This window comes from Amycolatopsis sp. NPDC051371 (assembly GCF_040682155.1).
In the GTDB taxonomy this organism is placed as follows: domain Bacteria; phylum Actinomycetota; class Actinomycetes; order Mycobacteriales; family Pseudonocardiaceae; genus Amycolatopsis.
Genome location: NZ_JBFBAG010000004.1, coordinates 313,609 through 339,839, shown reverse-complemented (window position 1 = coordinate 339,839; position 26,231 = coordinate 313,609). Strand labels below are relative to the sequence as shown.

The 26,231-nt window shown below is 71.1% G+C and carries 26 protein-coding genes; 14 read left to right on the top strand and 12 right to left on the bottom strand.

What is annotated here, in order from left to right; genetic code table 11:
* The first annotated feature begins 71 nt into the window (after positions 1-71).
* Genes AB0M59_RS08160 through AB0M59_RS08140 form a run of 5 tightly spaced genes read left to right on the top strand, consistent with a single transcriptional unit; the run spans position 72 to position 4,165 of the window.
* Entirely contained in the window at positions 72-890 is an 819-nt protein-coding gene (locus tag AB0M59_RS08160; RefSeq protein ID WP_364610588.1) for an ABC transporter substrate-binding protein, read from the top strand.
* A 47-nt stretch (positions 891-937) separates the two neighbouring features.
* Positions 938-1,717: an ABC transporter substrate-binding protein gene (locus AB0M59_RS08155; protein WP_364610585.1), complete on the top strand. Its 780-nt coding sequence runs from the start codon at positions 938-940 to the stop codon at positions 1,715-1,717.
* A gap of 6 nt (positions 1,718-1,723) precedes the next feature.
* Positions 1,724-2,491, top strand: coding sequence for an amino acid ABC transporter permease (locus tag AB0M59_RS08150; RefSeq protein ID WP_364610582.1), 768 nt, complete (start codon positions 1,724-1,726; stop codon positions 2,489-2,491).
* Complete coding sequence (locus AB0M59_RS08145) at positions 2,488-3,228, top strand: amino acid ABC transporter ATP-binding protein (RefSeq protein ID WP_364610731.1); 741 nt, start codon at positions 2,488-2,490, stop codon at positions 3,226-3,228. Before AB0M59_RS08150 ends, AB0M59_RS08145 begins: the two co-directional genes overlap by 4 nt.
* Before the next feature lie 55 nt (positions 3,229-3,283).
* The gene (locus tag AB0M59_RS08140; RefSeq protein ID WP_364610579.1) at positions 3,284-4,165 is read left to right on the top strand and encodes an MOSC N-terminal beta barrel domain-containing protein; all 882 of its coding nucleotides are present in this window, start codon (positions 3,284-3,286) and stop codon (positions 4,163-4,165) included.
* Here the strand turns inward: AB0M59_RS08140 and AB0M59_RS08135 are convergent.
* Entirely contained in the window at positions 4,048-4,857 is an 810-nt protein-coding gene (locus tag AB0M59_RS08135) for an SAM-dependent chlorinase/fluorinase (protein WP_364610576.1), read from the bottom strand. The two genes, AB0M59_RS08140 and AB0M59_RS08135, sit on opposite strands and share 118 nt — an antisense overlap.
* A gap of 47 nt (positions 4,858-4,904) precedes the next feature.
* Here AB0M59_RS08135 and AB0M59_RS08130 point away from each other — a divergent pair, with 47 nt between their 5' ends.
* From AB0M59_RS08130 to AB0M59_RS08120, 3 genes are all read left to right on the top strand, one after another.
* Positions 4,905-5,906 carry a phosphoribosylaminoimidazolesuccinocarboxamide synthase gene (locus AB0M59_RS08130; RefSeq protein WP_364610573.1) on the top strand — a complete coding sequence of 334 codons (1,002 nt, stop codon included), beginning with the start codon at positions 4,905-4,907 and terminating at the stop codon, positions 5,904-5,906.
* On the top strand, positions 5,827-6,291 hold the full coding sequence (locus AB0M59_RS08125; RefSeq protein WP_364610570.1) for an NADPH-dependent FMN reductase: 465 nt from the start codon (positions 5,827-5,829) through the stop codon (positions 6,289-6,291). Before AB0M59_RS08130 ends, AB0M59_RS08125 begins: the two co-directional genes overlap by 80 nt.
* A 74-nt stretch (positions 6,292-6,365) precedes the next feature.
* Entirely contained in the window at positions 6,366-7,061 is a 696-nt protein-coding gene (locus tag AB0M59_RS08120; protein ID WP_364610567.1) for a DUF2334 domain-containing protein, read from the top strand.
* Positions 7,062-7,135: 74 nt separating this feature from the next.
* Here the strand turns inward: AB0M59_RS08120 and AB0M59_RS08115 are convergent, their stop codons facing one another.
* Complete coding sequence (locus AB0M59_RS08115; protein WP_364610564.1) at positions 7,136-7,741, bottom strand: TetR family transcriptional regulator; 606 nt, start codon at positions 7,739-7,741, stop codon at positions 7,136-7,138.
* Between the two features lie 91 nt (positions 7,742-7,832).
* On the opposite strand from AB0M59_RS08115, the gene AB0M59_RS08110 reads away from it, so the two are divergent.
* Positions 7,833-8,771 (top strand): SDR family NAD(P)-dependent oxidoreductase, encoded by a 939-nt coding sequence (locus AB0M59_RS08110; protein ID WP_364610561.1) that lies wholly within the window; start codon positions 7,833-7,835, stop codon positions 8,769-8,771.
* Between the two features lie 17 nt (positions 8,772-8,788).
* Here the strand turns inward: AB0M59_RS08110 and AB0M59_RS08105 are convergent, their stop codons facing one another.
* The 3 genes from AB0M59_RS08105 to AB0M59_RS08095 are packed head-to-tail and all read right to left on the bottom strand — an operon-like array spanning position 8,789 to position 11,170.
* Positions 8,789-9,424 carry an MBL fold metallo-hydrolase gene (locus AB0M59_RS08105; protein WP_364610558.1) on the bottom strand — a complete coding sequence of 212 codons (636 nt, stop codon included), beginning with the start codon at positions 9,422-9,424 and terminating at the stop codon, positions 8,789-8,791.
* Between the two features lie 33 nt (positions 9,425-9,457).
* On the bottom strand, positions 9,458-10,228 hold the full coding sequence (locus AB0M59_RS08100) for a tyrosine-protein phosphatase (protein WP_364610555.1): 771 nt from the start codon (positions 10,226-10,228) through the stop codon (positions 9,458-9,460).
* A 3-nt stretch (positions 10,229-10,231) separates the two neighbouring features.
* Entirely contained in the window at positions 10,232-11,170 is a 939-nt protein-coding gene (locus tag AB0M59_RS08095) for a DUF5937 family protein (protein ID WP_364610552.1), read from the bottom strand.
* Between the two features lie 61 nt (positions 11,171-11,231).
* On the opposite strand from AB0M59_RS08095, the gene AB0M59_RS08090 reads away from it, so the two are divergent.
* Entirely contained in the window at positions 11,232-12,377 is a 1,146-nt protein-coding gene (locus AB0M59_RS08090) for an MFS transporter (RefSeq protein ID WP_364610549.1), read from the top strand.
* Between the two features lie 34 nt (positions 12,378-12,411).
* Positions 12,412-13,908: an aldehyde dehydrogenase family protein gene (locus AB0M59_RS08085; protein WP_364610546.1), complete on the top strand. Its 1,497-nt coding sequence runs from the start codon at positions 12,412-12,414 to the stop codon at positions 13,906-13,908.
* A 102-nt stretch (positions 13,909-14,010) separates the two neighbouring features.
* Here AB0M59_RS08085 and AB0M59_RS08080 read toward each other — a convergent pair whose 3' ends face one another.
* A complete protein-coding gene (locus AB0M59_RS08080; protein ID WP_364610543.1) occupies positions 14,011-15,582 on the bottom strand; it encodes a GMC family oxidoreductase N-terminal domain-containing protein in 1,572 nt (523 codons plus the stop codon).
* Positions 15,583-15,742: 160 nt separating this feature from the next.
* On the opposite strand from AB0M59_RS08080, the gene purS reads away from it, so the two are divergent.
* Together purS and purQ are read left to right on the top strand one after the other, a co-directional pair.
* Positions 15,743-15,982: a phosphoribosylformylglycinamidine synthase subunit PurS gene (gene purS / locus AB0M59_RS08075; RefSeq protein ID WP_364610540.1), complete on the top strand. Its 240-nt coding sequence runs from the start codon at positions 15,743-15,745 to the stop codon at positions 15,980-15,982.
* Positions 15,979-16,656, top strand: coding sequence for a phosphoribosylformylglycinamidine synthase subunit PurQ (gene purQ / locus AB0M59_RS08070; RefSeq protein WP_364610537.1), 678 nt, complete (start codon positions 15,979-15,981; stop codon positions 16,654-16,656). The genes purS and purQ overlap by 4 nt, the downstream gene beginning before the upstream one ends.
* A gap of 81 nt (positions 16,657-16,737) precedes the next feature.
* Here purQ and AB0M59_RS08065 read toward each other — a convergent pair whose 3' ends face one another.
* The 3 genes from AB0M59_RS08065 to AB0M59_RS08055 form a co-directional block, all read right to left on the bottom strand.
* On the bottom strand, positions 16,738-17,166 hold the full coding sequence (locus AB0M59_RS08065; RefSeq protein WP_364610534.1) for a pyridoxamine 5'-phosphate oxidase family protein: 429 nt from the start codon (positions 17,164-17,166) through the stop codon (positions 16,738-16,740).
* A 66-nt stretch (positions 17,167-17,232) separates the two neighbouring features.
* Positions 17,233-18,978, bottom strand: coding sequence for an ABC transporter ATP-binding protein (locus AB0M59_RS08060; RefSeq protein ID WP_364610531.1), 1,746 nt, complete (start codon positions 18,976-18,978; stop codon positions 17,233-17,235).
* Complete coding sequence (locus AB0M59_RS08055) at positions 18,975-20,609, bottom strand: ABC transporter ATP-binding protein (protein WP_364610528.1); 1,635 nt, start codon at positions 20,607-20,609, stop codon at positions 18,975-18,977. Before AB0M59_RS08055 ends, AB0M59_RS08060 begins: the two co-directional genes overlap by 4 nt.
* 291 nt (positions 20,610-20,900) lie before the next feature.
* Between AB0M59_RS08055 and purL the strand changes: the two genes are divergently transcribed.
* Positions 20,901-23,183, top strand: a complete 2,283-nt coding sequence (gene purL / locus AB0M59_RS08050) for a phosphoribosylformylglycinamidine synthase subunit PurL (protein WP_364610728.1) — start codon at positions 20,901-20,903, stop codon at positions 23,181-23,183.
* Positions 23,184-23,317: 134 nt separating this feature from the next.
* Here the strand turns inward: purL and AB0M59_RS08045 are convergent, their stop codons facing one another.
* From AB0M59_RS08045 to AB0M59_RS08035, 3 genes are read right to left on the bottom strand one after another with little or no spacing between them, the layout of a single operon-like run.
* Positions 23,318-24,142 carry a pentapeptide repeat-containing protein gene (locus AB0M59_RS08045; protein WP_364610525.1) on the bottom strand — a complete coding sequence of 275 codons (825 nt, stop codon included), beginning with the start codon at positions 24,140-24,142 and terminating at the stop codon, positions 23,318-23,320.
* Positions 24,139-25,236, bottom strand: a complete 1,098-nt coding sequence (locus AB0M59_RS08040) for a pentapeptide repeat-containing protein (protein ID WP_364610522.1) — start codon at positions 25,234-25,236, stop codon at positions 24,139-24,141. Before AB0M59_RS08040 ends, AB0M59_RS08045 begins: the two co-directional genes overlap by 4 nt.
* Positions 25,237-25,240: 4 nt before the next feature.
* Positions 25,241-26,167 (bottom strand): hypothetical protein, encoded by a 927-nt coding sequence (locus AB0M59_RS08035; protein WP_364610519.1) that lies wholly within the window; start codon positions 26,165-26,167, stop codon positions 25,241-25,243.
* Positions 26,168-26,231: the final 64 nt, after the last annotated feature.

Below are 26,231 nucleotides of genomic sequence, written 5' to 3'. Positions count from 1 at the left end.
CACACGAACGGGCGAAATCCCTAATCTCGATCGCTGACCACGGAGCGCTAGTCCTCACCATGGAAGAAGCGATGAGATCCACGCTGTCCAAGATCGCCGCCGTCCTCACCGCGGGCGCGCTGACGTTGACCCTCGCCGCCTGCGGTGGCTCCGACACGGGGTCGACCACTCTGCGTGTCGGGACCCTCAGCGACGCCCCGCCGTCGATCTACCTGGAGAACGGCCGGTTCACCGGCTACGACAACGAACTGCTGCGTGACATCGCCAAGCGGGAAGGCTTCGAGGTCGAGTTCGTCGGCACCGAGTTCTCCAGCCTGCTGGCCGGCGTCGCGACCGGCAAGTTCGACATCGGCAGCTCGACGATCTCCAGCACCGAGGCGCGCAAGAAGACGGTCGCGTTCTCCAACGGCTACAACACCGGCTTCACCACGATCGTCACCGCGAAGGGCGCGAACCTCAAGGACCCGGCGGCGTTCGCGGGCAAGCGGCTCGGCGTCGTCCAGGGTTCGGTGCAGGACGAGTTCGCGGGCAAGACCGCCGGCGCCCAGGTCGTCCGCTTCCCGGACTACAACGCGGGTTTCGCGCAGCTGAAGAACGGCACGCTCGACGGCTGGGTCGTCCCGCAGGACATCGGCCAGAAGTACCTGGACCAGAACCCCGCGGTCCCGCTGGAGCTCGGCTACACGGTCGAGGACAAGGACACGCCGTCGGCGTTCGCGGTGGCCAAGAACAACCCCGACCTGCTGAACAAGCTCAACGACGGGCTCGCCAAGGCGATCGCGGACGGCTCGGTCGCGCGGATCTACGGCCAGTTCTACAAGACGACACCGCTGTCGAAGGAACTCCAGCAGGGCGGCCCCGGTCTGCTCGTGAAGAACGCAAGCGCGTGACATCCGGCATAAGCTGCTTTCGTTCGGGTCCCGGGGTGAGGAGAAGCATGAAGAAGACACTGGTCACAGCGCTCACCGCGACCTTGCTGGCCGCGCTCACGGCGTGCGGCGGGTCGGACAGCGGTGGCGACAAAACCCTGCGCGTCGGCACGCTGAGCGACTCGAAGCCGAACGCCTACCAGGAGAACGGCAACTACACCGGGTTCGACAACGAGCTGCTGAAGGCCATCGCGGCCAAGGAAGGCCTGAAGCTCGAGTTCGCCGCGACGGAGTTCTCGGCCCTGCTCGGCCAGGTCGCCAACGGCACGTTCGACATCGGCAGCTCGGCGATCTCGCAGACCGACGCCCGCAAGAAGACCGTCGACTTCTCCGCGCCGTACAACTACCAGTCCCTCGGCATCGAAGCCAAGGAGACCGCCGGCATCACCGACGAGAACTCCCTGGCGGGCAAGCGGGTCGGCGTCGTCCAGGGCACGGTCTCGGACAGCTGGCTCGGCACGAACGCGCCGACCGCGCAGGCCGTCCGCTTCCCGAACGACGCGGCCGCGCTCAACGCCCTCAAGACCGGCGCGATCGACGGTGCGGTGTTCGACCAGGCGACCGCCGAGGACTACGCGAAGAACAACGCCGACGCGAAGCTCAAGGTCACCAAGGCGATCACCACGACCATCCCGCACGGGTTCGCGTTCAAGAAGGGCAACACCGACCTCATCGCCAAGATCAACGACGGCCTCAAGAAGGTCATCGCGGACGGCACGTGGGTGAAGGTGCACGACCAGTTCGAGCCGACCGCGCCCGTGCCGGCCGAGTTCAAGGCGGGGCAGTAGTCCACAATGGACGACTTCGTCAACACGTTCCTGAACTGGGACTACATCTCCCAGGTGCTGCCCGACCTGGCGAAGACCGGCCTGCTCAACACGCTGATCCTGTCGGTGACGTCCGCGCTGATCGGCACCGTGCTCGGCATGGTGCTGGCGGTGATGGGCCTGTCCACCAAGTGGTGGCTGCGCTGGCCGGCGCGGGTCTACACCGACATCTTCCGCGGGCTGCCGGCCATCCTGACGATCCTGCTGATCGGCCAGGGGCTCGGCACGCTCGCGCGGGACGTCGTCGGCACGAACCCGTACCCGATGGGCATCCTGGCGCTGTCCCTGATCGCGGCGGCCTACATCGGCGAGATCTTCCGGTCCGGCATCCAGAGTGTCGACAAAGGACAGATGGAGGCCAGCCGCGCGCTCGGGATGAGCTACACGAAGTCGATGCTGCTGGTGATCATCCCGCAGGGCGTCCGGCGGGTGCTGCCGGCGCTGGTGAACCAGTTCATCGCGCTGGTCAAGGACTCCAGCCTCGTCTACGTGCTCGGGCTGCTGTCCGGGCAGCGCGAGCTGTTCCGGATCGGCCAGGACCTCGCGGCGAACACCGGCAACCTGTCGCCGCTGGTCGCCGCCGGGGTGTTCTTCCTGGTGATCACGGTGCCGCTGACGCACCTGGTGAACTACATCGACAAGAAGCTCCGGACCGGCCGCAAGGTGCGCGCCGACGAGCCGGACGACGGCGACCCGGTGGAGATCGGTCCCGGGGGGAGGGTGAGCACGTGGTGACGACGGCGGTGCGCTCGTCCAGCGTGGAGCTGCGCGACATCCACGTCAGCTTCGGCACGCTCGAAGTCCTGCGCGGCATCGACCTCAAGGTCGAGAGCGGCAAGACCACCTGCGTGATCGGGCCGTCCGGCTCCGGCAAGTCGACGCTCCTGCGGTGCGTGAACCGCCTGCAGGAACCCGACTCCGGCGACCTCCTGCTCGACGGCGAGTCCGTGATCAAGTCGGACCCGGACGCGCTGCGCCAGCGCGTCGGCATGGTGTTCCAGCACTTCAACCTCTTCGGTCACCGGAGCGTGCTGGACAACATCGTGCTGCCGCTGCGCAGCGTGAAGAAGCTGAGCAAGGAGGAGGCGTCGGCGATCGCCCGCGCCCGGCTGGCGGACGTCGGTCTCGCGGACAAGGCGCCGTACCGGCCGAGCGCGCTTTCGGGCGGTCAGCAGCAGCGCGTGGCGATAGCCCGGGCGCTGGCGATGGACCCCGAGGTGATGCTCTTCGACGAGGCCACCAGCGCGCTCGACCCCGAGCTGGTCAAGGGTGTGCTGAACCTCATGGCGGGCCTGGCTTCGCGGGGACTGACCTTGATCGTCGTGACGCACGAGATGGGCTTCGCGCGGAGTGTCGCCGACGACGTCGCGTTCATGGACGCGGGGCACATCGTGGAGCAGGGCCCGCCGGCGCAGATCTTCGACGAGCCGCAGAGCCCCCGCCTGCAGCGATTCCTGTCGCAGGTGCTCTGACACCCGCGCGCAAAACGGGAGGCTTGGGCGGCGACCGCGCGGGTAGCCTGCGGGAATGGCGAAGATCGCGCGGCTGACGTACTACCCGGTCAAGGGCTGTGCCGGCACCGCGGTGCCGGCCGCCGAGGTCGGGCCGGCCGGGCTGGCGCACGACCGGGTCTTCGAGGTCGTCGCGCGGGACGGCGACTTCCGCAGCCAGCGCCGCTACCCGGCGCTGGCCGCGGTCCGGCCGAAGCTGCTGGGAGACCGGCTGCTGCTGGCCGCGCCGGGCATGGAAGACCTGAGCGTCGACGTCCGGCGCGACGGCCCGCGGCACCCGGGCTCGACGTTCTCCTGGCACGGCACCGGCATCCACCAGGGCGAAGATGCCGCGCAGTGGTTCTCGGACCTGCTCGGGTTGCCGTCCGTACTCATTGGCGTCGCGCCGGACCACGAGCGCGTCACGGGTGGCGAGACGCCCGGCACGGCCGCGTTTGCCGACGGGCATGCACTGCTCGTCGCATCTGAGTCCTCTTTGGATGGTCTGAACGAACGGATCGCGTCCAAGGGCGGCGAACCCGTGCCGATGGACCGCTTCCGCCCCAACGTCATCATCTCCGGCTGGGTCGAGCCGCACACCGAGGACGAAGTCCGCGCCATGACCGCGGGCACCGCGAAGTTCGGCTACGCCAAGCAATGCGTGCGCTGCACGGTGCCGATGGTCGACCAGGAGACGGGCGAGAAGGCCGGCCCCGAGCCGATCCGCACGCTCGCGAGCTACCGCCGGCACCCGGACGGCGGAGTGATCTTCGGGATGAAGGCCGCCGTGCTGCGCCCGGGTCAGCTGGCGGTCGGCGACGAGGTGATCGTGCACTCCTGGGCGGGCCCGAGCCCCAGCACGGCCGCGGCGGAACCGCCGTTGACGGCGACGGCGAGCCGTCCCGCGGAGTCGGTGTAGAGCACGCTCGCGCCGGCGGGCACGTCGGCGAAGGTGCGCCCGATCTCGGTGGTCACCGCGACCCGCTCGCTGTGCACGGAAACCGCGCCGGACAGCCCCGAGAGCTCCAGGTCGGCCGGGGTCGCGGCGAGCTGGACGTTGCCGAAGTGGTCGACCGTCAGCACCTCCGACACCAGCTTCCCGGGGAACGCCGCCACGAACGGCTCCGGCAGCTCGACCAGGTCGGACACCGGGTCACCGAACTCCGCCGGCTCGACACCCAGCGCGAGGTGCGCCGCCGCGGGCGCGAAGACGTCCCGGCCGTGGAACGTCGCCGACGTCACGGGCAGCCGCAGCGACGGCTCGGCCAGCTCGTACGCGGCTCGGACCCCGCCCAGCGCGTGCGCGGCGGGCAGCAGGACGCCGTTGTCCGGCCCGACCAGCAGCCCGCTTCCGGCGACGACGACCACCCCGAGCCGGGCCGTGCCGACGCCCGGGTCGACGACGGCGACGTGCACCGCCTCCGGCAGGAACGGCACGGTCTGGGCCAGCGCCATCGCCCCGTGCCGGACGTCCTGGGGTGGTACCTCGTGGGTGACGTCGAGCACCCGCACGGCGGGCGCCAGCCGCGCGATCACGCCGTGGCACGCCGCCACGAAGCCGTCGCGCAGGCCGTAGTCGGTCGTCACCGAGATCCAGTCGTACAGGGCCATGCCAGCATCATCCATGGTGGCGGAGGGTGCCCGTTAAAGTTCAGCGCGTGACACCCCTCCCCACCCCCGAGCGCGTCGCCACCGGCAAGGTCCGTGACCTCTACGTCATGGGCGACCACCTGCTCATCGTCGCTTCCGACCGCATTTCCGCCTTCGAGCGCGTGTTCCCCACCGACGTCCCGGACAAGGGCCGGGTGCTCACCGCGATGAGCGTGTTCTGGTTCCGCGAGCTGGCCGACGTCCTCCCGAACCACCTGGTGGCCTGCGACGGGCCCCTCATCCCGAAGGCCTTCCGCGGCCGGGCGCTGCTCGTCGAGCGGCTCGACATGCTGCCGGTGGAGGCCGTCGTCCGCGGCCACCTCACCGGCCGCGGGTACGCGGACTACCGCCGCTCCGGCTCGGTGTGCGGGCTCGAGCTGCCCCGCGGCCTGGCCGAGTCGGCGCGGCTGCCGGAGCCGATCTTCACGCCGTCCACCAAGGCCCGTCCCGGCGAACCCGACGAGAACATCGACTTCGACACGTTCGCGGCGATCCTCGGCCGGGCGCTCGCCGAGGAGGTCCGCGAGGCCTCGCTCGAGCTGTACCGCCGGGGCGCCGCGCGGGCCGCGGAGCAGGGCCTGCTGCTGGCCGACACGAAGTTCGAGTTCGGCATCGGCGCGGACGGCCGGCTCGTGCTCGCGGACGAGCTGCTGACGCCGGATTCCGCGCGCTACTGGCTCCCCGACGGCCACCGCCCCGGCCGTCCCCGGCCGTCGTTCGACAAGCAGCACGTGCGCGACTGGCTGGTCGACCCGGCTTCCGGCTGGGACTGCGTGTCCGCGCTGCCGCCGTTGCCGCCGGAAGTGGTGACCGCCACGCGCGACCGGTACCTCGAGGCGTACCGCCGCATCACCGGGCTTTCCCTGGCAGACTGGCCGCGTGATCCTGCTGATCTGCGGCAGCCTGCGAGCCAGCTCGGGCAATGCGGCTGTGCTGGGGACCGTCGCGACCCTCACCGCGAGCAAGACGTACACCGGCCTCGGCGACCTGCCGCACTTCAACCCGGATGACGACCGCGACCCGCTGCACCCCGAGGTCGCGACGCTGCGGGCGGCGATCGCGGAAGCGGACGCGATCCTGATCTGCACGCCCGAGTACGCCGGCGGCCTGCCGGGCTCGTTCAAGAACCTCCTGGACTGGACGGTCGGCGGCGGCGAGATCTACGGCAAGCCGGTGGCGTGGATCAACGCGTCCTCGATCGCGGCGCCGACGGGTGGCCGCGACGCGCACGACTCGCTGCGCAAGATCCTGGCGTACGCGGGCGCGAAGATCGTCGACGACGCGTGCGCGCGCATCCCGGTCTCGCGCGCGGACGTCGCCGACGGCCAGGTCGCCGACCCCGACCTGCGGGGCCGGATCGCGGTGGCCGTGCAGCGGCTGCGCGAAGGCGTCTGACCCTTCCGGCAACGGACGCTCGCCCGTCCTGCGCAGTTCACGGCGACGTCAGACGCGTGCGTCCCAATGGTGGCGTGGACGCTCGCTTGCTGGTTTCGCTGTCGGGAATCACCCCGCGCACGCTGCACCGGTGCGCCGACCTCGCGGCCGAGCTCGACCGCCGCAAGGTCCCGCTCTCGGTGCTGTACGCCGCTCGCACCGGCGGAGGCCCGGTGACGGAGTGGGTGCGCACGCGCGCCCGTGCCGGAGACTCCGTGCTGCTGCACGGGTACGACCACGCCGTCACGCCCACGCACCGCACGGTCTACCTGGGCAAGAAGGCGGAGTTCGCGACGCTGCCGGCACACGAGGCGCGGCTGCGCCTGATCGCCGCCAAGGCCGCGCTGGACAGCACCGGGCTGTCCGTCGACGGCTTCGCGCCGCCGCGCTGGATCGCCTCCGCGGGCACGCTGCAGGCGCTGGCGGAGCACGGGTTCCGCCTGTGCGCGGACCTCGGCGCGGTCCGCGACCTCGTCACGGGCGAGATCCGCCGGGCGCGCGTGAGTGAGTTCACGAGCCAGTCACACCGCACGGAAACGGTACGCTGCTTCGCCCTGGTGCTGGCGGCGGCGCGCGCGGCCCGCCGGGGCGGGCTGGTCCGGCTGGGGGTCGACGCCACGGACCTCACCCGCCCCGGCCTCCGCCAGGCCCTGCTCGACGCCGTCGACGTGGCGCTGGAGAACCGCGCGTTCGGCGCCACCTACGGCTCCTTGCGCGCGGTCGCTGCCTGAGTCGCGCTCCACCTGTCGCTTCACTCTGTAGTTGTCAATCACCGCCCCTGACGGGGATCGAGCTCGTTCCCGGATCAGTGCGCAGGGTTCGGGTCGAGGAGCACGTCGAGTCGTCCGAAGGCCACGTCGACCGCCGGCGCGAGCGCGGGTGCGTCGGAACCGGCGAGCCGGCTGCCCGCTTGGTAACAGGCCACGGCGATCTGCGCCGCCAGTACCGCGACCTCCCGGGGTGCGCCGCGCTCCAGCAGAATCGCTTCGCCCAGCTCGGCGAACCGTTGCAGCTTCCGTGCACTGCGGTCCTTGAGCTCCGGATTCTCCTCCAGCAGCCGCTGGTGCATCTCGTAGTGCGCGGCATCCGCCGTGGCTTCCGCGCACACGTCCAGCACCAAGGTGCGAACCTGCTCCAATGCCGCCGGCAGGCTCTGGGGCGCCTCGCCCGGCAACGCCCGCTGCCGCTCCGCCAAGTGGTCCAGCAGTTGCTGCTCGTCCGAAAACACCACCTCCTGCTTGTCGCCGAAATACCGGAAGAACGTCGTGCGCCCCACCTCTGCGCGCTCGGCGATGTCCGTGACCGTGACATCGGTGAAGCCGCGCTCCGCGAACAGCTCGAAGGCTGCCTCCACGATCTGTTCGCGAGCCTGTTTCTGCTTGCGCTCCCGCAGCGAGGGGCGTTGTTCCATGAGCCCACAGTAGCGGAACCGGTATCGAGTCCGCTACGGTACTGAGTACCAGTTCGAATCGAGTACCTGATCGGATGAAGGGGCAAGACTGATGACCGAACCGACGAAGACGCTGCTCATGACCGGCGCCAGCAGGGGGCTTGGCCGGGCCGCGGCGGAACGGTTGCTGCGAGACCGGCCGGATCAGCTGCTGCTCGTCTTCGTTCGCGGAAAGGAGGCCGGGCACCGGCTGGCGCGGGAGCTGGCCGCGCGCACGGGCAACGCGAACGTCCGAGCGGTGTCGTGCGACCTCGGCTCTCTGGCGGAGGTGCGGGCGGCGGCCGAAGCTGTGCGGAAGCTGCTTGACGATCGGGAGATCCCACCTCTGGCGGGATTCTTGGCCAACGCTGGTGTCCAGATGGCGTCGGCCGCGAAGACGACGGCTGACGGGTTCGAAGCCACGTTCGGGATCAACGTCCTGGCGAACTACCTGCTGCTCCGACTGCTCGCCGACCGGTTCGAGCCGGGCGCGCGCGTGGTGGTCACCGGCAGCGAGTCGCACTTCGGCGACTTCCGGCACAACCTGGGCCTCGTCCCGGCGCCCCAGTGGACCGACACGCGAAGCCTCGCCCGGCCGGCCGCCGGTCCTGAAGCCGAAACCGTGGCCGCGGGGCGCCGGGCCTACTCGACGAGCAAGCTCGGGGTGCAGTACCTAGTGCACGCGCTCGCGCGGACGTTTCCCGAGATCGACGTCTACGCCTACACCCCCGGGCTGGTCCCCGGCACGGGCCTCGTCCGGGACGCCGGCGCGATCCAGCGCTTCGGCTTCCGGTGGCTGCTTCCGTTGCTGTGGGCGACACCCATCGCATCGAGCCCGCAGACCGCGGGTATCAAGCTGGCCGCGGCCATGACAGCAGCCCGGCCGGCCGAATCCGGCGCGTACCTCGACCGCGGCCGGGTCGTGCCATCGTCGGCGGAGTCCTACGACGAGAAGCGGGAGGAGGACCTGTGGCGTGGCGCGGCCGAGCTGTGTGGCGTGCCGGTCGGTTGACCGGCACGCCGCGCCGCCTAGAACTTCGCGGGCTCGGCCCGCTCCAGCACCTTGACCTCGGTGCCTTCGGGCGCGAGGTTGCCGAACAGGCCGTAGTGCATGGCCGGGTTGGCCAGTACGGCCTCGTGGATCGGCACGGCGACTCGCGGCGCCACGGCCCGCAGGTAGTCGACCGCCTCGCCGGCCTTGAGCCACGGCGCGCCGGTCGGCAGGCCCAGCACGTCGATCTTCTGCTCGGGCACGAAGAACGAGTCGCCCGGGTGGAAGAACGCGCCGTCGTCGAAGACGTAGCCGATGTTCGGGATCACGGGGATGTCCGAGTGGATGAGGGCGTGCTCCCCGCCGACGGCCTTGATCGAGGTGTCCCCGACGGCGAACGCATCACCCACATTGGCGATGTCGAACGGCAGCCCCAGCTTCTCGACCTCGGGAGCCGACCCGGGGTCGACGATCAGCTTCGCGTCCGGGTTGGCTTCGAGGATCTTCGGCAGCCGGTCGACGTCCAGGTGGTCGAAGTGCTGGTGCGTGACCAGCACGGCGGACAGCTCCCGCTCACCCTCGAACCCGGTGGAGAACGCGCCGGGATCGATCAGGATCCGCTCGGAGCCGGTCTCCAGCAACAGGCAGGCGTGTCCGAAATGGACGATACGCATCGATGTTCTCCTTCACGGGTAGTCGATTCCAGCCTAGTCCCGGATCGTCAGCCGGCGCCGGATGTCGTCGAGGTCCTCGCGGGCGACCCCCGCCCCGAGGAGGTACCGCTCGACGTCGAATCCTTCGAGCGTGTCCCGGACGGCAGCCGCGGTCGTCGTGCCCCGCGCCGCGAGGAGAGCCGCGATGACCGGTCCTTGGTCCTCGGTGCCCATCGCGGCGTACAGCGCTTTCAGGGAATCGGCGGACAGGTCGTAGTCCGCGGCGACGGCATCGGGGCCGACGTCGGCCAGCGCCAGCAGCAGGAGCGCGACCAGACCGGTCCGGTCTCGCCCGGCGCCGCAGTGGAACAGGACGCCGCCGGGGGCGGACCGGGCGATCGCTCCGATGACGGCGGCGCAGCGCTCGGCCTTTCGTTCGAGGAAGACGCGGTAGTAGAGCGGGCTGCCGTTCAGCCGCTCGCGGTTGACGTATCGCCAGAACTCGACGTCGTCGATGTCGTCGAGAGGAACCTCCAAACGATCGAGGTCCGCCGGCGTGGACACGCCGGCCGCGGCGGCGAACTGCGCCGAACCGGCCAATGCCGTCGGGGCGTCCGCCGTCGCCCGGATCTCGTCGGCGTTGCGCAGGTCGATGACGGTCCGGACGCCGGACTGCCGCGCCTGGGCCCAACCGGCCTCGGTCACGAACCGGAGGTCGGCCGCCCTGAAGAAGGCGCCGTGGCGGGTCGTGCGGCCCGCTCGCGTCGGCAGGCCGCCGAGGTCTCTGGTGTTGTAGAACCCTTCCCAGGCCACTGCTCTGCTCATGCGTCACAGTTTGCCCGTGAGCACCGCGTCGCCCAGTTCCGTCCGCCGGTACAGCACCCGGTGGCCACGACGCTCCGACGCCAGCAACCCCGCCCCGCGCAACGCCGTCAGGTGCGCGGAAACCGTCGCCGGTGCCAAGCCGTGGCGCCGGGCCAGTTCGGTCGTCGCCGCGGGGCGGTCGAGGGTGGCCAGCAGCAGCGCCCGCGTCCGGCCGAGGACCTCGACCAGCGGCTCCGGCGGCGCCGCGGCGGAGGTCCACAGCGAAGCCACGCCGCGAGCCGGGTAGAGCAGCGAGATCTGCCACGGTGGCACCGTCACCACGCCGACGTTCGGCCACGCGAACACCGCCGGGATCAGCAGCAGCCCGCGCGCGTCGATCTCCAGCCGCTCGCGCGCGCGGACGTCCACCAGCAACGACGTGTCCGACAGCCGCACGCTCGGGTGCAGCCCGGCCAGCATCGACGCGATCCCGCCGGAACCCAGCTGCCGCGTCCGGAACGCGATGTCCGCCGCCAGCAGCTCGCGCAAGCGGGGCCACTCCGGCGCCAACAGAACGTCCCACACCGTCTCGAGCTGGTCGGCCAGCAGGTCGCGCGCGGCCGCCGGGTCGTCCGGCAACCGCGAAAGGTCGGCGTCGACCATCGCCAGCTCCAACGCCACCTGCGCAGGCGGCGTCGCCCGCACGGCCCGCAGCTGCGCCGAAGCCGTCGTTTCCGGGCCGTCCGGCGGCGGGCTCAGGAACTCGGTGATGTAGTGCCGCGCGCCGAGGACCGCGGCCAGCTCGGGCACGTCGAGGACGGGTGCGCGAGACGCCCACGGCAGGGTCGCCGGGTGCCCGCGGACGCCGAGCAGCGTCCGGACGGCGCCCAGCACCTCCTCCAGCGGCGAGATCGCGAAGCGGACGCGTTGCGCGCCCGCCGCGGTCAGGACCAGCTCGATCACCGGTGATTCGCTCTCACCCGAATCAGTGTGCCTCGCGCAGGCCGCGGACGAGCGTACGAGCATGTCCTTGTTCACCCATCGCGCCTATTGGCGCTGGTCGGCGGGCGTCCAGTTCGCTCGGCTCCCGGCGACCATGGCGCCGCTCGCGTTCACCCTGCTGACCACCGCGACGACCGGTTCCTACCGACTCGGCGGCGTGCTGATGTCGGTCTACGTCGCCGCCGAAATGCTCTGCGCGGTGCCGGTCGGCCGGCTGCTCGACCGCGTGGGCCCGTCGCGCGGCCTGCCCGTGCTGTTGCTGCTCACCGGCGCCGGGTTCGTCGTCCTGGCCACGGCCGCCGCAGCGGGCGCACCGGGCGCCGTCTTGCTCGCGGTCGTCCTGCTGCCCGGCATCACGGGCGGGGCGTTGTCGGGCGGGTTCCGGACGCTGCTCGCGGACACGGTCGACGACGGGCTGCTTCCCCGGGCGATCTCCGTCGACGCGATGATCCTCGACGGCGTGCTCGTCGGCGGTCCGGCGTTGGTGACGCTGCTCGATCTGGCGGGTTCGCTCGTGCCGCTGACCGCGATGGCCGCCGCCTGCGTGGCCGCCGCCTTGCTCGTCCCGCGTCGCGAGGGTGAGCACGAACGGGTGGAGTCAGGGCAAGACGTCCCGCCCGTGCGGCTCGTCACCTACCTGCCGTGGCTGTGCTGCGCCTTTACCATCGGGCTGCTGACGTCGACGATCGAGGTTGCGCCATTGCCACTGGTCCAGCGCCTCGGCGCGCCCGCGACGGCCGCTCCGGTGTTGATCGCCGTGCTGTGCGGGGCGAGCATCGCGGGGAGCGCGCTCTACGCGTGGCGCGGGAAGATCGGCGACCCGCGGCTGTTCCTGACCGGGTTCGTCGCGGGTGGGATCGTCCTGGCGGCGGACCTCGGCTGGGCAGGCTTGCTCGCGTCGGTGGTCGTGATCGGCGTGTGCGGCGGCCCGCTCGTCGCGGCGACCTCGGTCAACCTGCAGCGGCTGCTGCCGAAGAACCGCAGGTCAGCGGGGTTCTCGCTGAGTTTCACCGTGCAGTCGGCCGGCTTCGGGCTGGGTTCACTGGCCGTCGGCGTGCTGCCGTTGTGGCTCGCACCGTTGTTCGGTGTCTTTGCCGCGGCGATCGCGGGTGCAATGCTGGTGGCGAAGCCCGCGAGAGCTATTGGCACGATGTCAGTAACGTCGTAACCTGGGCTGACCCGCTACCTCCAGGGAGACGCCGATGACTGCCGTCCAGCCGAAGCCGACGTCGGTCGGCGAGACCTTCGACTCGCTGAGCCCGGCGACCGACGAGGTGGTCGGAACCTATCCCGTGCACGCCGCCGAGGACGTCCAGGCGGCCGTCGCGCGAGCGCGTGTCGCGGCGAAGTGGTGGGAGGACCTGGGCTTCGCCGGGCGCGCCGAGCGCCTGCGCGGCTGGAAGGGCGTGCTGACGCGCCGGCTCCCGCAGCTGTGTCAGGTGGTCCGCGACGAGACCGGCAAGCCGATCGCGGACGCGCAGCTCGAGAGCATCCTGGCCATCGAGCACATCGCGTGGGCGGGCAAGCACGCGAAGAAGATCCTCGGCAAGCAGAAGCGCTCGGCCGGGCTGCTGATGTCGAACCAGGCGGCGACCGTCGAGTACCAGCCGCTGGGCGTGGTCGGCGTGATCGGCCCGTGGAACTACCCGGTGTTCACGCCGCTCGGCTCGATCGCCTACGCGCTCGCGGCGGGCAACGCCGTGGTGTTCAAGCCCAGCGAATACACGCCGGGCGTCGGGAAGTGGCTGGTCGACGCGTTCGCCGAGATCGTCCCGGAGCAGCCGGTGCTGCAGCTGATCACCGGCTTCGGCGAGACGGGCGCGGCGCTGGTCGGCGCGGGCGTGGACAAGATCGCGTTCACCGGCTCGACGGCGACCGGCAAGCGCATCATGGCCGCGGCGGCGGAGACGCTGACGCCGGTGGTCATCGAGGCGGGCGGCAAGGACCCGGTGTTGGTCGACGCGGACGCCGACCTCGACGCGGCGGCCGACGCGACGGTCTGGGGCGCGTTCTCCAACTCGGGCCAGACCTGCATCGGCGTCGAGCGGGTGTACGTCCACGAGAAGGTCCACGACGAGTTCGTCGCGAAGGTCGTCGAGAAGTCGAAGGACGTGCGTGCGGGTTCGGACGAGGCCGCGCAGTACGGCCCGGTGACGATGCCGTCGCAGCTGGGCGTGATCAAGAGGCACATCCAGGACGCACTGGCCCGCGGCGGCAAGGCGGTCCTCGGCGGCGAGGAAGCGGTCGGCGACCGGTACGCGCAGCCGACGGTGCTGATCGACGTCCCGGAGGACTCCGAAGCGGTCACCGAGGAGACGTTCGGCCCGACGGTGACGATCGCGAAGGTCCGCGACATGGACGAAGCGGTCGAGAAGGCGAACAGCACGAAGTACGGCCTGGGCTCGACGGTCTTCTCGAAGTCCCGCGGCGTGGAGCTGGCCGAGAAGCTGCGCACGGGCATGACGTCGATCAACGCACCGCTGTCGTTCGCGGGCATCGCCTCCCTGCCGTTCGGCGGCGTGGGTGACTCGGGCTTCGGCCGTATCCACGGCCCGGAGGGTTTGCGCGAGTTCGCCCGCACGAAGGCGATCGCGCGCCAGCGTTTCACAGCGCCGTTGACGCTGACGTCGTTCACCCGCAAGCCTTCGACGGACGCGATGGTGGCCAAGCTGGTCACCATCCTGCACGGCAAGCGCTGAGCCGGCCCGGGGTTGTGGACAACTCGCTTCCACAGCCCCGGAACTGTCGGTGACCCCCGGTAAACTGGATACCGGGGCCCGCGGCCCGCAGCCGACCCGCCCTCAGCGTCCCCGAATCAGGTCCGCTGCCTTCTCCGCCACCATGATCGTCGGCGCGTTCGTGTTCCCCCGCGGCACCACCGGCATCACCGAAGCGTCCACCACCCGCAGCCCCTCGACCCCGCGCACCCGCAGCTGCGGATCGACCACCGCCTGCTCACCCGTACCCATCGAGCACGTCCCGACCGGGTGATACAGCGTCTGCGTGTTCTCGCGAATGTGCTCAGCCAGCTCGGCATCGCTCAAATCATGCCGCGTCGGCAGGAACGGCTTGTCCAGGAACCGCCGCAACGGCCCCGTCTTCCCGATCTCGATCAGCGCGCGCAGCCCGGCGATCATCGTGTCCATGTCACGCGACTCCGCGTAGTAAGCCGGGTCGATTTCCGGCTTCCACGCGGGGTTCGCCGACTTCAGCCGCAGCCGGCCGCGGCTCGCGACGTCCACCAGCGTCGCCGCCGACGTGAAGCCGGGGACCGTCGGCTCGCGCATGCCGTTGTCGTAGAACAGCGTCGGCGCGACGTGGATTTGCATGTCCGGCGCCGGAAGTCCGTCGGTGGTCGGGAAGAACGCGCCCGCCTCGCCGATGTTCGACGTCAGCGGCCCGCGCTTGGTCAGCTGGTAGCGGACGAGCCCGCGCGGCGTGGCCGCGTCGACCAGGTCGGTCGTGCCGCGCGTGGACCAGATGATCCCGCACGCCGGGTGGTCGTGCAGGTTCTCGCCGACGCCGGGCAGCGCCGCGACGACGTCGATGCCGTGCTCGCGCAGGTGCTCGGCCGGCCCGACGCCGGAAACCATCAGCAACTGCGGCGAGTTGACCGCGCCGCCGCTCAGGATCACTTCGGTCGACGCACGCGCCGTGCGCTCGGCACCGTTGTCCAAATAGGACACGCCGACCGCGCGTGTGCCCTCGAAGACGACGCGGGTCGCGGGCGCGCAGGTCTTCACCGTCAGGTTCGGCCGCTCCAGCGCGGGGCGCAGGTACGCGTCGGCGGTCGACCAGCGGCGGCCCTTCTTGCAGGTGACCTGGTAGACGCCGGCGCCTTCCTGGCTCTCGCCGTTGAAGTCGTCGGTGCGCTTGAGGCCCCACGCGACGGCCGAGTCGACCCAGGCGCTCGACAGCTCGTGGGTGAACCGGCGGTCCTCGACGTTCAGCGGGCCGTCGGTGCCGTGCAGCGGCCCGTCGAGCCGCTGGTTGCCCTCGGCGCGCTTGAAGTACGGGAGGACGTCGTCCCAGCCCCAGCCTTCGGCGCCGTGGGAATCGCGCCAGCCGTCGTAGTCGGCGCGGTTGCCGCGGATGTAGATCATCGCGTTGATCGACGAGCAGCCGCCGAGCATCTTGCCGCGCGGCCAGTACGCGGGCTTACCCGTGTGCTTCTGCTCGACGGTCTCGTAGTTCCAGTCCCACCGCGTCTTGAACAGCGAGGGGAACGCCGCGGGGATGTGGATTTCGTCCGCGGTGTCCTCCGCGCCCGCTTCGAGCAGCAAGACCTGGGCCGACGGATCTTCGGTGAGCCGGCTCGCCAGCACGCACCCGGCGCTCCCGGCGCCGACGATCACGTAGTCGTAGGAGTCCACGATGCCTCCACAGCTGTTGGCGCGATGTCAACGACTCATCATGGCGCAGCGGCGCGCCGTCGGCCAGTCTAGTTTTCCCGGCGGCCCCCGCAGCCCGCCGAACTGGGTGAACTATGCTCGCGGGGTACCCACGACCTGCGTGAATAAGGAGCAGCCTGCCGTGGCCCGAGTCGTCGTCGACGTCATGCCGAAGCCCGAAATCCTCGACCCGCAGGGACAGGCCGCGCTCGGCGCCGCCGGCCGTCTCGGCTTCACCGGGATCAAGGAGATCCGCCAGGGCAAGCACTTCGAGATCGAGGTCGACGACACGGTCGACGACGCGACGCTCGAGAAGATCGCCGAGGGCTTCCTCGCGAACCCGGTCATCGAGCAGTGGACGATCACGCGGGTCGGCGCGTGAGCGCGCGCATCGGCGTCATCACCTTCCCGGGCACGCTCGACGACGGCGACGCGGCCCGCGCGGTCCGCTACGCCGACGCGGAGGCGGTGCCCCTGTGGCACGCGGACGAGAACCTCCACGACGTCGACGCGGTGGTCGTCCCGGGCGGCTTCTCCTACGGCGACTACCTGCGCGCGGGCGTGATCGCCCGGTTCGCGCCGGTCATGACGCCGGTGATCGAGGCCGCGCGCGCGGGCATGCCGGTGCTCGGCATCTGCAACGGGTTCCAGATCCTGTGCGAGGCGGGGCTGCTGCCCGGCGCGATGATCCGCAACCAGGGCCTGCACTTCATCTGCCGCGACCAGTGGCTGCGGGTGGAGGACACCTCGACGGCGTGGACGTCGCGGTATGAGGCGGGCGCGGAGATCCTCATCCCGATGAAGAACATCGACGGGTGCTACGTGGCCGAGCAGTCCACTTTGGACGAGCTGGAAGCCGAGGGACGGGTCGTGTTCCGGTACGTCGGCGGCAACCCGAACGGGTCGCGCAACGACATCGCCGGGATTCGCAGTGAGAACGGCCGGGTCGTCGGGCTGATGCCGCACCCGGAGCACGCGATCGACGCGCTGACCGGGCCGTCGGATGATGGGCTGGGCATGTTCTACAGCGCGGTGGACGCGCTGATCAAGGCTTGAGGCTGGGCGGCGCCCCCCGGTTGATCATTCTACCGAGGGGCACCGACAGTTCCGGGGCTACGGACGTGGGTTGTCCACAGATCAGCTCTTGCTCTGGTCGTTGGACAGCCACTTCTCCGGCCGGACCCGCACCAGCACCGACCGCTCGCCGAGCGCCGAGTCGACGTACGCCTTCGCCTGGTCCGCGGGCCAGTACCGTCCCGCGATGCGCAGCGCTTGTTCGCGCGTCGGGGGCTCGTCGTTCGCCACGACCGGGCCCTCCACCGTCACGTACTTGTACGGCGGGTTCTCGTCCTGCGCCACCAGGCTCAGCCGGCCGGCCGCGCGGATCGACTTGTCCTTGACGGTGTCGCGTTCCATCCAGATCAGCAGCTCGCCGCCCGGCGAGTAGTCGTACCAGACCGGGACCGCCAGCGGCGCCCGGCCGGCGCGCTCCACCGCCAGCACCCCCACGTGCACCCCGCTCAAGAACTGCTCGCGCTCCGCGGCGGTCATCACGAACGACGACATGTCACTCCCCGGGTAGAAGGTCGCCTACCCGGGGAGCAACCGCCGAAGCGGTCCGGACATTCCGGACTACGAAGCCGCCGCCACCAGACGCGCGTACGAACCGCCGGCCGCCAGCAGCGACGCGTGCGGCCCCAGCTCCGTGATCCGGCCGCCCTCGACCACCGCGACCCGGTCGGCCGCCGCGGCCGTGTGCAGGCGGTGGGCGATCGCGATCACCGTCCGCCCGGCCAGCACGCTGTTCAGCGACCGCTCCAGGTCGCGCGCCGAACCCGTGTCCAGCAGCGACGTCGCTTCGTCCAGCACCAGCGTGTGCGGGTCCGCCAGCACCACGCGGGCCAGCGCCAGCTGCTGCGCGATCGCCGCCGGGACCGGGTGTTCGCCCGAGCCCAGCTTCGTGTCGAGCCCGGACGGCAGCGACGCCACCCAGTCCGACGCGCCCGCCGACGTCAGCGCCGCCAGCAGCTCGTCGTCCGTCCAATCGCCGCCCGCGCGACGCGCCGGGAGCGCCAGGTTCTGCCGCAGGGTTCCCGAGAACACGTGGTGCTCCTGGGTCAGCAGCAGGACCTCGCCGCGCAGGACGTCGTCGGCCAGCGACGAGACGTCCTGGCCGCCGATCCGGACCGAGCCCGACGACGGTGCCGCGATACCCGCCAAAAGGCGGCCGAGCGTCGACTTGCCCGCGCCGGACGGGCCGACGATCGCCAGCCGTTCGCCACGGGGGACGCGCAGGTCGATGCCGTGCAGCACCTCGCGGTCGGCCGTGTAGGCGAACCGGACGCCGTGGACGTCGATGTCGCGTCCGCGCGGCACCTCGGTCACCTTCGGCGATTCCTCGACGGCCACCTCGCGGACGCCCAGGATGCGGCGCGCCGCGGCCGCCGCGACCTGCAGGTCCTCCAGCCAGAACAGCGCCTCGTTCAGCGGCGCCGACATCGCCTGGACGTACAGCAGCATCGTGGTGATCTCGCCGAGCCCGGCCCAGTCGCGCGTGTACGCGAGCAGCCCGAGCGGCAGCATCACCGCCAGCGGCAGCACGTAGCTGATCTCCAGCGACGGCAGCCACCGCAGCTGCAGCGCCCGCATCCGCCGCTCGCCGAGGATGCTGCGGTCCAACGCCTCGTACGCCGCGCCGACCCGACGCTCGGTCAGCCCGAGCGCCTCGACCGTGCGCGCGCCCTCCGCCGTCTCGTGGACGCTCGTGGTCAGGTCCGCCCACCGGTCGAGCATCCACTGCATCAGCGACGGGATCCGCCGCTGGTACCAGACGTTGACGCTCACCAGCAGCGGCACCGCGACCAGCAGGCTCAGCGAGAGCAGCGGCGACGTCGCCACCATCGCGACGACCGTGAACACCACGGTCACCGCCGCGATCAGGATCTCCGGCGCCGCGAACCGCGCCGCGTGGTCGATCCGGCCGAGGTCGGTGGTGGCGCGGCTGAGCAGGTCGCCGGTGCCGGCCGCCTCGACCGTGCCGAGTGGCAGCTGCAGCGCCGTCCCGACGAACTCCTCGCGCGTCTCGGCCAGCACCAGCTCGCCGAACACCGCGCCGCGCATCCGCGCGATCTTCCGCGCCAGCGCCTGCAGCGCCAGGATCCCGACGAACACCGCCGCCACCACGTCGACGCGGCCGGTCGTCGTGCCGGCCGCGACGTCGTCGACCAGCGAGCCGAGCAGCTGGGGCCCGGCCAGCCCGATCAGGGTCGACACGCACAGCGCGCCGAGCAGCAGCCCGAACTCGCGTCTGTGGGTCGCCGCCGTCTTCAGCGCCCAGCGCCGGACGTCCCGCCGGGACGCCGTGGGGAGCCGCTTCATACCGTCACTACCTTCGCCGTGAAAACCTCGTCGGCCACATGTGTCCACAGTGGACTCTGGCTGAACACCACCGTCGTCTTGCCGCGGCGCAGCGCCGCGATGCGTTCGGTGATGCGTGCCTCCGTGTGCGCGTCGACCGCTGACGTCGGCTCGTCCAGCACCAGCACGTCGGCGTCGGCCGCCAGCGCGCGAGCCAGGTTCAGCCGCTGCCGCTGGCCGCCGGACACCTCGCGCCCGCGCTCGCCGATCACCTCGTCGACGCCGTCGGGCAGCGCCTCGACGATGTCGTCGGCGTCGGCCGCGTACAGCGCTTCGGTGATCCCGACCTCGCCCGGCCGCGCCGGCGCCAGCTGCTCGCGCAGCACACCCGAGAACCAGATGTCCTGGTTGTGCGCGTAGACGATCCGCCGCCGCAGCTCCGCGAGCGCGACGTGGTCCGCCCGGACGCCGCCGACCAGTACCTCTTCGCCCGCGGCCGGGTCGGCGAACCGCGCCAGCCGGTCGGCCACCGCTTCGCCGTCGGCGCCGAAGTCGACGACCGTCAGCCGCCCGGCCGCGACGCGCACGCCGGACTCGGTGTCGACCAGCTCCAGCGGCCCGGAGGGCAGCCGGACCGGTGTCTCCGGGTCCGCCAGCTTCGGGTGGATCGCGAGCAGCGTCACCACCTTCCGGGCCGCGACCAGGCCGGACGTGATCGCCCCGACCGCTTCGGTCGCGGCGGTGACCGGCCAGACGAGGAACGCCGAAATGCCGTAGAACGCCACGAGCTGCCCGACGCCGATTTCCCCGGAAACGGCCAGCCGCGCCCCCAGCCAGGTGATCACCACGGTGACCAGGCCGGGCATCGCGATCTCCGCCGCGGCCAGCCACGCCTCGGCCTTGCCGACCTCGATGCCGGCCCGGCGCACCCGCTGGCTCGTGGCGCGGAAGCGGGTGAGGAACCGCCGCTCGCCGCCGATGCCCCGCAGGATCCGCAGGCCGGACACGATGTCCGCGCCCAGCGCGTTGACGTCCCCGCGCTTCTCGCGCTGGCTCGCCTTGCGCTTCTGCAGCGGCGCCAGCAGCGGCCCGATGCCCAGCACCGCGACCGGCACGCCGACCAGCGCGACCACGCCGAGCAGCGGCGACGTCGAGATCAGCCACACGGCGACCACGACGAACGCGAGCAGCGAGCCGAACGCCCGGCCGGTCATCTCGATGGTGTTGCCGATGTGGTTGATGTCGGTCGTGGAGATCGCGACGAGGTTGCCGGTGGTCGTCTGCTCGCGCAGGCCGGCGCCGACGCGGGTGGTGTGGGCCGACACGGCGCGCTGCGTCGAGCCGGCGCCGTGCAGCCACAGGCCGTAGTTGAGGAAGTGCAGCCAGGTCCCGGTGAGCGTCTGCACCACCCCGAGCAGGGCGGCGGCCAGGGCCCAGCGCCAGACAGCGGCGCCGTCGTGCGCGCTGACGGCGCCGATGCCCTGGCCGATCACCAGCGGCACCAGCGCACCCGGCAGCGCCCAGAAGACGCCGAGCACGGCAGCGCCCAGCACCGTGGCGAGCCGGGCTCGGAACACGGCGAGCAGGAAGCGGCTCGCACTCGGCCGCGCGGGCAGCCGCAGCGGCGGAAAGGGATACGTGGCGGAAAGCACGATTCCCGACGGTAAGCCGCCGACCAGCGGAAGGCGACCGATTTTCCGGCGCTTCCGCGCTCCGGCCCGTGGGGGGACCCCCGGTTTCAACGTTACTCGCGGGGGACGACAGTTCCGGGCCCGCGCGCCCGAGTTGTCCACAGGCGGCCCCGGAGCGAAGCGCTCCGAGGCCTCGCGATGTCGGCTCGCTCACACCCGCCGTGGCCCGGCCGGATTCGGCGGGCCCACCGTCCGGGGCACGCGGGTGCGCCCCGTATCCTGGCGGCCGTGGCGAACCCTGACACGGACACCGTGACCAGCACCGTTGACACCACCGAGCGCGCCGGGGCGACCCCGGACCACACCCAGCCTTATCGCGAGCTCGGGCTCGCCGACGACGAGTACGCCCGCATCCGGGAAATCCTCGGCCGCCGGCCCACCGACGCCGAGCTGGCCATGTACTCGGTGATGTGGAGCGAGCACTGCTCCTACAAGTCGTCGAAGAAGCACCTGCGCTACTTCGGGGAGACCGCCACCGACGAGATGAAGGCCAAGATGCTGGCCGGCATCGGCGAGAACGCGGGCGTCGTCGACATCGGCGAGGGCTGGGCGGTCACCTTCAAGGTGGAGAGCCACAACCACCCGTCCTATGTGGAGCCGTACCAGGGCGCCGCGACCGGCGTCGGCGGCATCGTCCGCGACATCATGGCCATGGGCGCGCGGCCGCTCGCGGTCTCGGACGCGCTGCGCTTCGGCCCGGCCGACGCCCCCGACACCAAGCGCGTGCTGCCCGGCGTCGTCGCCGGCGTCGGCGGCTACGGCAACTGCCTCGGCCTGCCGAACATCGGCGGCGAGCTCGTCTTCGACCCGTATTACTCCGGAAACCCGCTGGTCAACGCGCTGTGCGTCGGTGCGATGCGCGTCGAGGACCTGCACCTGGCGTTCGCGTCCGGCACCGGCAACAAGATCATCCTGTTCGGCGCCCGCACCGGTCTCGACGGCATCGGCGGCGTCTCCGTCCTGGCGAGTGACACCTTTTCGGGTGACGAGTCGTCGGGCGGCCGCAAGAAGCTGCCGAGCGTCCAGGTCGGCGACCCGTTCACCGAGAAGGTGCTCATCGAGTGCTGCCTCGAGCTGTTCGCGCAGAAGCTGGTCGTCGGCATCCAGGACCTCGGCGGCGCCGGGCTGTCCTGCGCGACGTCCGAGCTGGCCGCGGCCGGCGACGGCGGCATGCACGTCTACCTCGACCGCGTTCCGTTGCGCGCCACCGGGATGACGCCGGCGGAGGTGCTGTCGAGCGAGTCACAGGAACGCATGTGCGCGGTCGTCTCGCCGGAGAACGTCGAGGCGTTCATGAAGGTTTGCGAGAAGTGGGACGTCATCGCCACCGACATCGGCGAGGTCACCGACGGCGAGCACCTGGTCATCACCTGGAACGACGAGGTCGTCGTCGACGTCCCGGCGCACACCGTGGCGCACCAGGGCCCGGTGTACGACCGGCCGATCGAGCGTCCGTCCTTTCAGGACGCGCTGATCGCGGACACCTCTTCGAAGCTGCCGCGTCCGTCCACTCCGGACGAACTGCGCGCGGACGTGCTCAAGCTGATCGCCTCGCCCAACCAGGCGTCGAAGGAATGGGTGACGTCGCAGTACGACCGGTACGTGCGCGGCAACTCCGTGCTCTCGCAGCCGTCGGACTCCGGCATGATCCGGATCGACGAGTCGTCCGGCCGCGGCGTCTCGGTCGCGACGGACTGCAACAGCAAGTTCGTCTACCTCGACCCGTACCGCGGCGCGCAGTTGGCGTTGGCGGAGGCGTACCGCAACGTGGCGACGGGCGGCGCGACGCCGGTGGCGGTCTCGGACTGCCTGAACTTCGGCGCGCCGACCGACCCGGGCGTGATGTGGCAGTTCGAGCAGGCCGTGCACGGCCTCGCGGACGGCTGCGTCGAGCTGGGCATCCCGGTGACGGGCGGCAACGTGAGCTTCTTCAACCAGACCGGTTCGACGGCGATCCTGCCGACGCCGGTGATCGGCGTCCTCGGCGTGATCGACGACGTGACCCGCCGCATCCCGACGGGCATCGGCGCGGAGGCGGGCGAAACCCTGCTGCTGCTGGGCGAAACGCACGACGAGCTGGACGGCTCGGCGTGGGCCCGCGAGCTCCACGGCCACCTCGGCGGCGTGCCCCCGCGCGTGGATCTGGCCCGCGAGAAGCTGCTGGGCGAGATCCTGGTGGCGGGCTCCCGCGACGGCATGATCTCGGCGGCGCACGACTTGTCCGACGGCGGCCTGATCCAGACGCTGGTCGAGACCGTCCTCATCGGACAGTGCGGCGCCCGGGTGTTCCTCGACGACGCCCAGGACCCGTTCGTCCAGCTGTTCTCCGAGTCGGCGGGCCGCGTGCTGGTGGCGGTCCCGCGCACGGAGGAGCTCCGGTTCACGGAGATGTGCACCGCGCGCGGCCTCCCGTGGCGCAAGACCGGTGTGGTGGACCCGGACTCGGGAACGCTGGAGCTGCAGGGCATCACGGAGTTCACGCTCGACGAGCTGCGCGAACCCTGGGAGAAGACCCTCCCGGCCCTGTTCGGCTGACCCGGATCCCGACCTGTCCACAGCCCGGCTCGGATGTGGACAGGTCGGGACCTGCCGAGCTTTCCCAGCGGATTCGTCGTGCCCCGCCGGTAGACTGGACTCGGGGACGCCCCCCAGGGAAGGGCGGGGGCTGCTCAGGGCAGTTCGGTCCCGGCGGGAAACCTCGCCTGGCTGAAGTCCGGCGGCAACGCGAAGGTGACCTCGCTGAAAGTCACGGCGTCGTGCACCGTGAAGTCGCGGAACCCCGTCCCAGACCCGAACCTCGTCCGCACGAACTCCACCGGCCCGCGCACACTCGCCCCGGTGAAGAAGACCGACCCCGAGAACGACGTGTCCGTGAAAGAGGCGCCGTTGACGATCGTCGTCCGTTGCGCGCCCAGCAAGCCCACCTCTTTGCCCGACAGGCTGAATCGGTCGAGCGAGGCACCGGAGAGATCGAGCGAGTAAGCCGGTCCGTCCGAACCGGCGTCCGGTAGCAGCGATCGGATCACCCTCTGGGCCGTGCGCCGGGCCTGCAACTCCCGCTCGGCGGCGGCAGGATCGTCGACTTCCTCGAGTTCGGGGTGCTGGAACGGGCGCCGCAAGTACGCGCACAGCACGTCGAGCACGGTCTGGGTGTAGGTTTCGGGCCGCGTCCGCGCGACTCCGCCCAGTGCGTGGATCGCGCCGACGCGGACCTGGTCGGCGTCGTGCCCGAGCAGTTCGACCGACTTCGCGAACCGCTCGTCGGAGATCCGGCTGCGCTCGAGGTCGTGCCGGTCCTCCTCGACGCGCCGTCGCCGGTCGTTCAGCCACAGCCCGTACAACGCCGCGACCGCGCCACCCGCGAGCCCGGCGGTCTTGAGCGCGTCACCCCGGCCGGTCGCGCGATCGGCGAGCAACCAGGCCAGTACCCCGGCGAAGACCGCCGCACTGGCCAGGAACGCCGCGACCAAGGGCGAGATGCGCACGCGCTTCACGCGCCGGCCGCCGAGACGATCCGGGCCTCGCCGTCGCGGAGTTCCTCCAGCTCCCAGCCCGCCGGCAGCTGAACGTCCTTTTCGGACCGGACTCGGGTGTTGTACAGCGAAACTGCCTCCGGCAAAACGGAAAAGCGCAAGTCGGTCTGCCCCTCGAACCGCGTCCGCCGCAGGTCCAGATCGCAGGATGCGACGGCCCCGGAGAAGCCGGCGTCCTTCGCGAACTTGGCGTCCTTGAACGTGGTCTTCCCGGCGAACGTCGTGTCGGTGAAGTCCGCCGTCTCGGCGAAACTCGTCCCGCTGAACCAGGCGTGGCTTTCGAAGACCGTTCCGCGGCAACGGAAGTTGCCCACCAGGCGGCTCGAGCCCGTACCCGCCGCGGTGAAGTACACCCGGCCCGTGAAGCGGCAGCCGCTCAGGTTCGTGCTGCTGCGCAAGGTCGCGTGCCGAAGCAGGAGGCCGCCGACCAGCTTGCCGGACAGGTCGAAGTACTCCAGCGTCGCACTGGTCAGGTCCAGGTCGTACGCCGCGCCTTCGGCGTCCCGCGCGGGCAGCAGTTCGGCGATCAGCCGCTGCGCCGTGAGCCGGACCGTGAGTTCGCGCTCCCGTTCCGGATCCGGGCTCGGCTCTTCGCCATCGGTGGCCGGCTCGGAGGAGGGAGAGATGTCGAAGGGCCGCCGCAGGTACGAGCACAGCACGTCCAGCACCGTCTGCGTGTACTCCGCCCGGCTTCGCGCCAGTCCCGCCAACGCGTGCATCGCCCCCACGCGCACCTGGTCGGCCGCGTGCCCGAGCAGCTCGACGGACTTCGCGAACCGCTCGTCGGCCACCCGTTCGCGGTCCAGCTCCGCGCGCTGCGACTCGAGTTCGTGCCGTTGCCGCTCGATGTCCTGGCGGCGCTCCTCGACCCGGCGGCGCCGGTCGTTCAGCCACAGCGCGTACAGCGCCACGATCGCGCCGCCGGCGAGGCCGCCGGTCTTCAGCGCGTCACTGCGGCTGGTGGCGGGGTCGGTCAGCAACCAGCCGCCGACCCCGGCCAGCAGCACCACCGACGCGAGGAACGTCCACGCCAGCGGTGATCGCCACAGCTTCACCGGGTCAGGACACCAGCATCGTGCTGACGCAGAAGCCCTTGTCGTCGAAGTTCGTCGCGCTCAGCGTGCCCTTGACGTTCTTGCCCGCGGACGTCCCGGTGACCTGGCCCTCGACGAGGAACTCGTCGTCCGGCACGTCGCCGAGCTCCAGCTGCAGCGGCGGCTTGAGGAACGTCTTGAGCCACGAGTCGAGCAGGTCCTTCGAGTCCGAGCAGCCCAGCGTGAGCGCACCCGTGGTGTCGCCCGCGTTCAGCTTGTCGATGAAACCCTGCAGCACGACCTTGGCGTCCGACCCGCCCGCGCTCGGCGAAGACGGCTTCGTGGTCGGTGTCTTCCTCGGGGTCGTCTTCGGTGTCGTCGGCTTGGCGGACGTGCTCGACGACGGCGGAGCCGCGACGTTGTTGTTGTCCTTCGACAGGAAGAAACCGGGCGCGACGAAGCCGGTGATGCCCACGGCGACGAGCAGGACGACCACGGCGCCGATCGTGATCCACAGCCCGGTCTTGCCCTGCTTCGGCGGCGCCGGCGGCCCGCCGAAGCCCTGGCCGTAGCCCCCGGACTGGTCCCAGCCCGCCATCTGGCCGCCCTGGTTCGGGTCCCAGGCCTGCTGGCCGTACTGCTGCGCGTTCGGGTCCGCCCACGCCGACTGCTGCTGCGCGTTCGGGTCGCCCCACCCCTGCTGCGGCTGCTGGGCGTTCGGGTCACCCCACTGCGGCGGCTGGCTCGCCGGGAAGCCGCCCGACGGGTAGCCGGGCTGCTGCTGGCTCGGGTCCCAGCCCTGCGGGTACTGCTGCGTCGGGTACGGCTGTTGCTGCTGGTTGGGGTCCCACCCACCCTGCTGCGGGTACGGCTGCTGGAAGCCACCGGACTGGGGCTGCTGACCGTACGGGTCGGGCTGGCCGGGCTGGCCCGGCTGAGGCGGGTACGTCATCTTTCATGCCTTCCGGGCGCTGGGTGTTCGTGCGCTTCCGACGTCCGCAAGGCCCGTGTGGTTC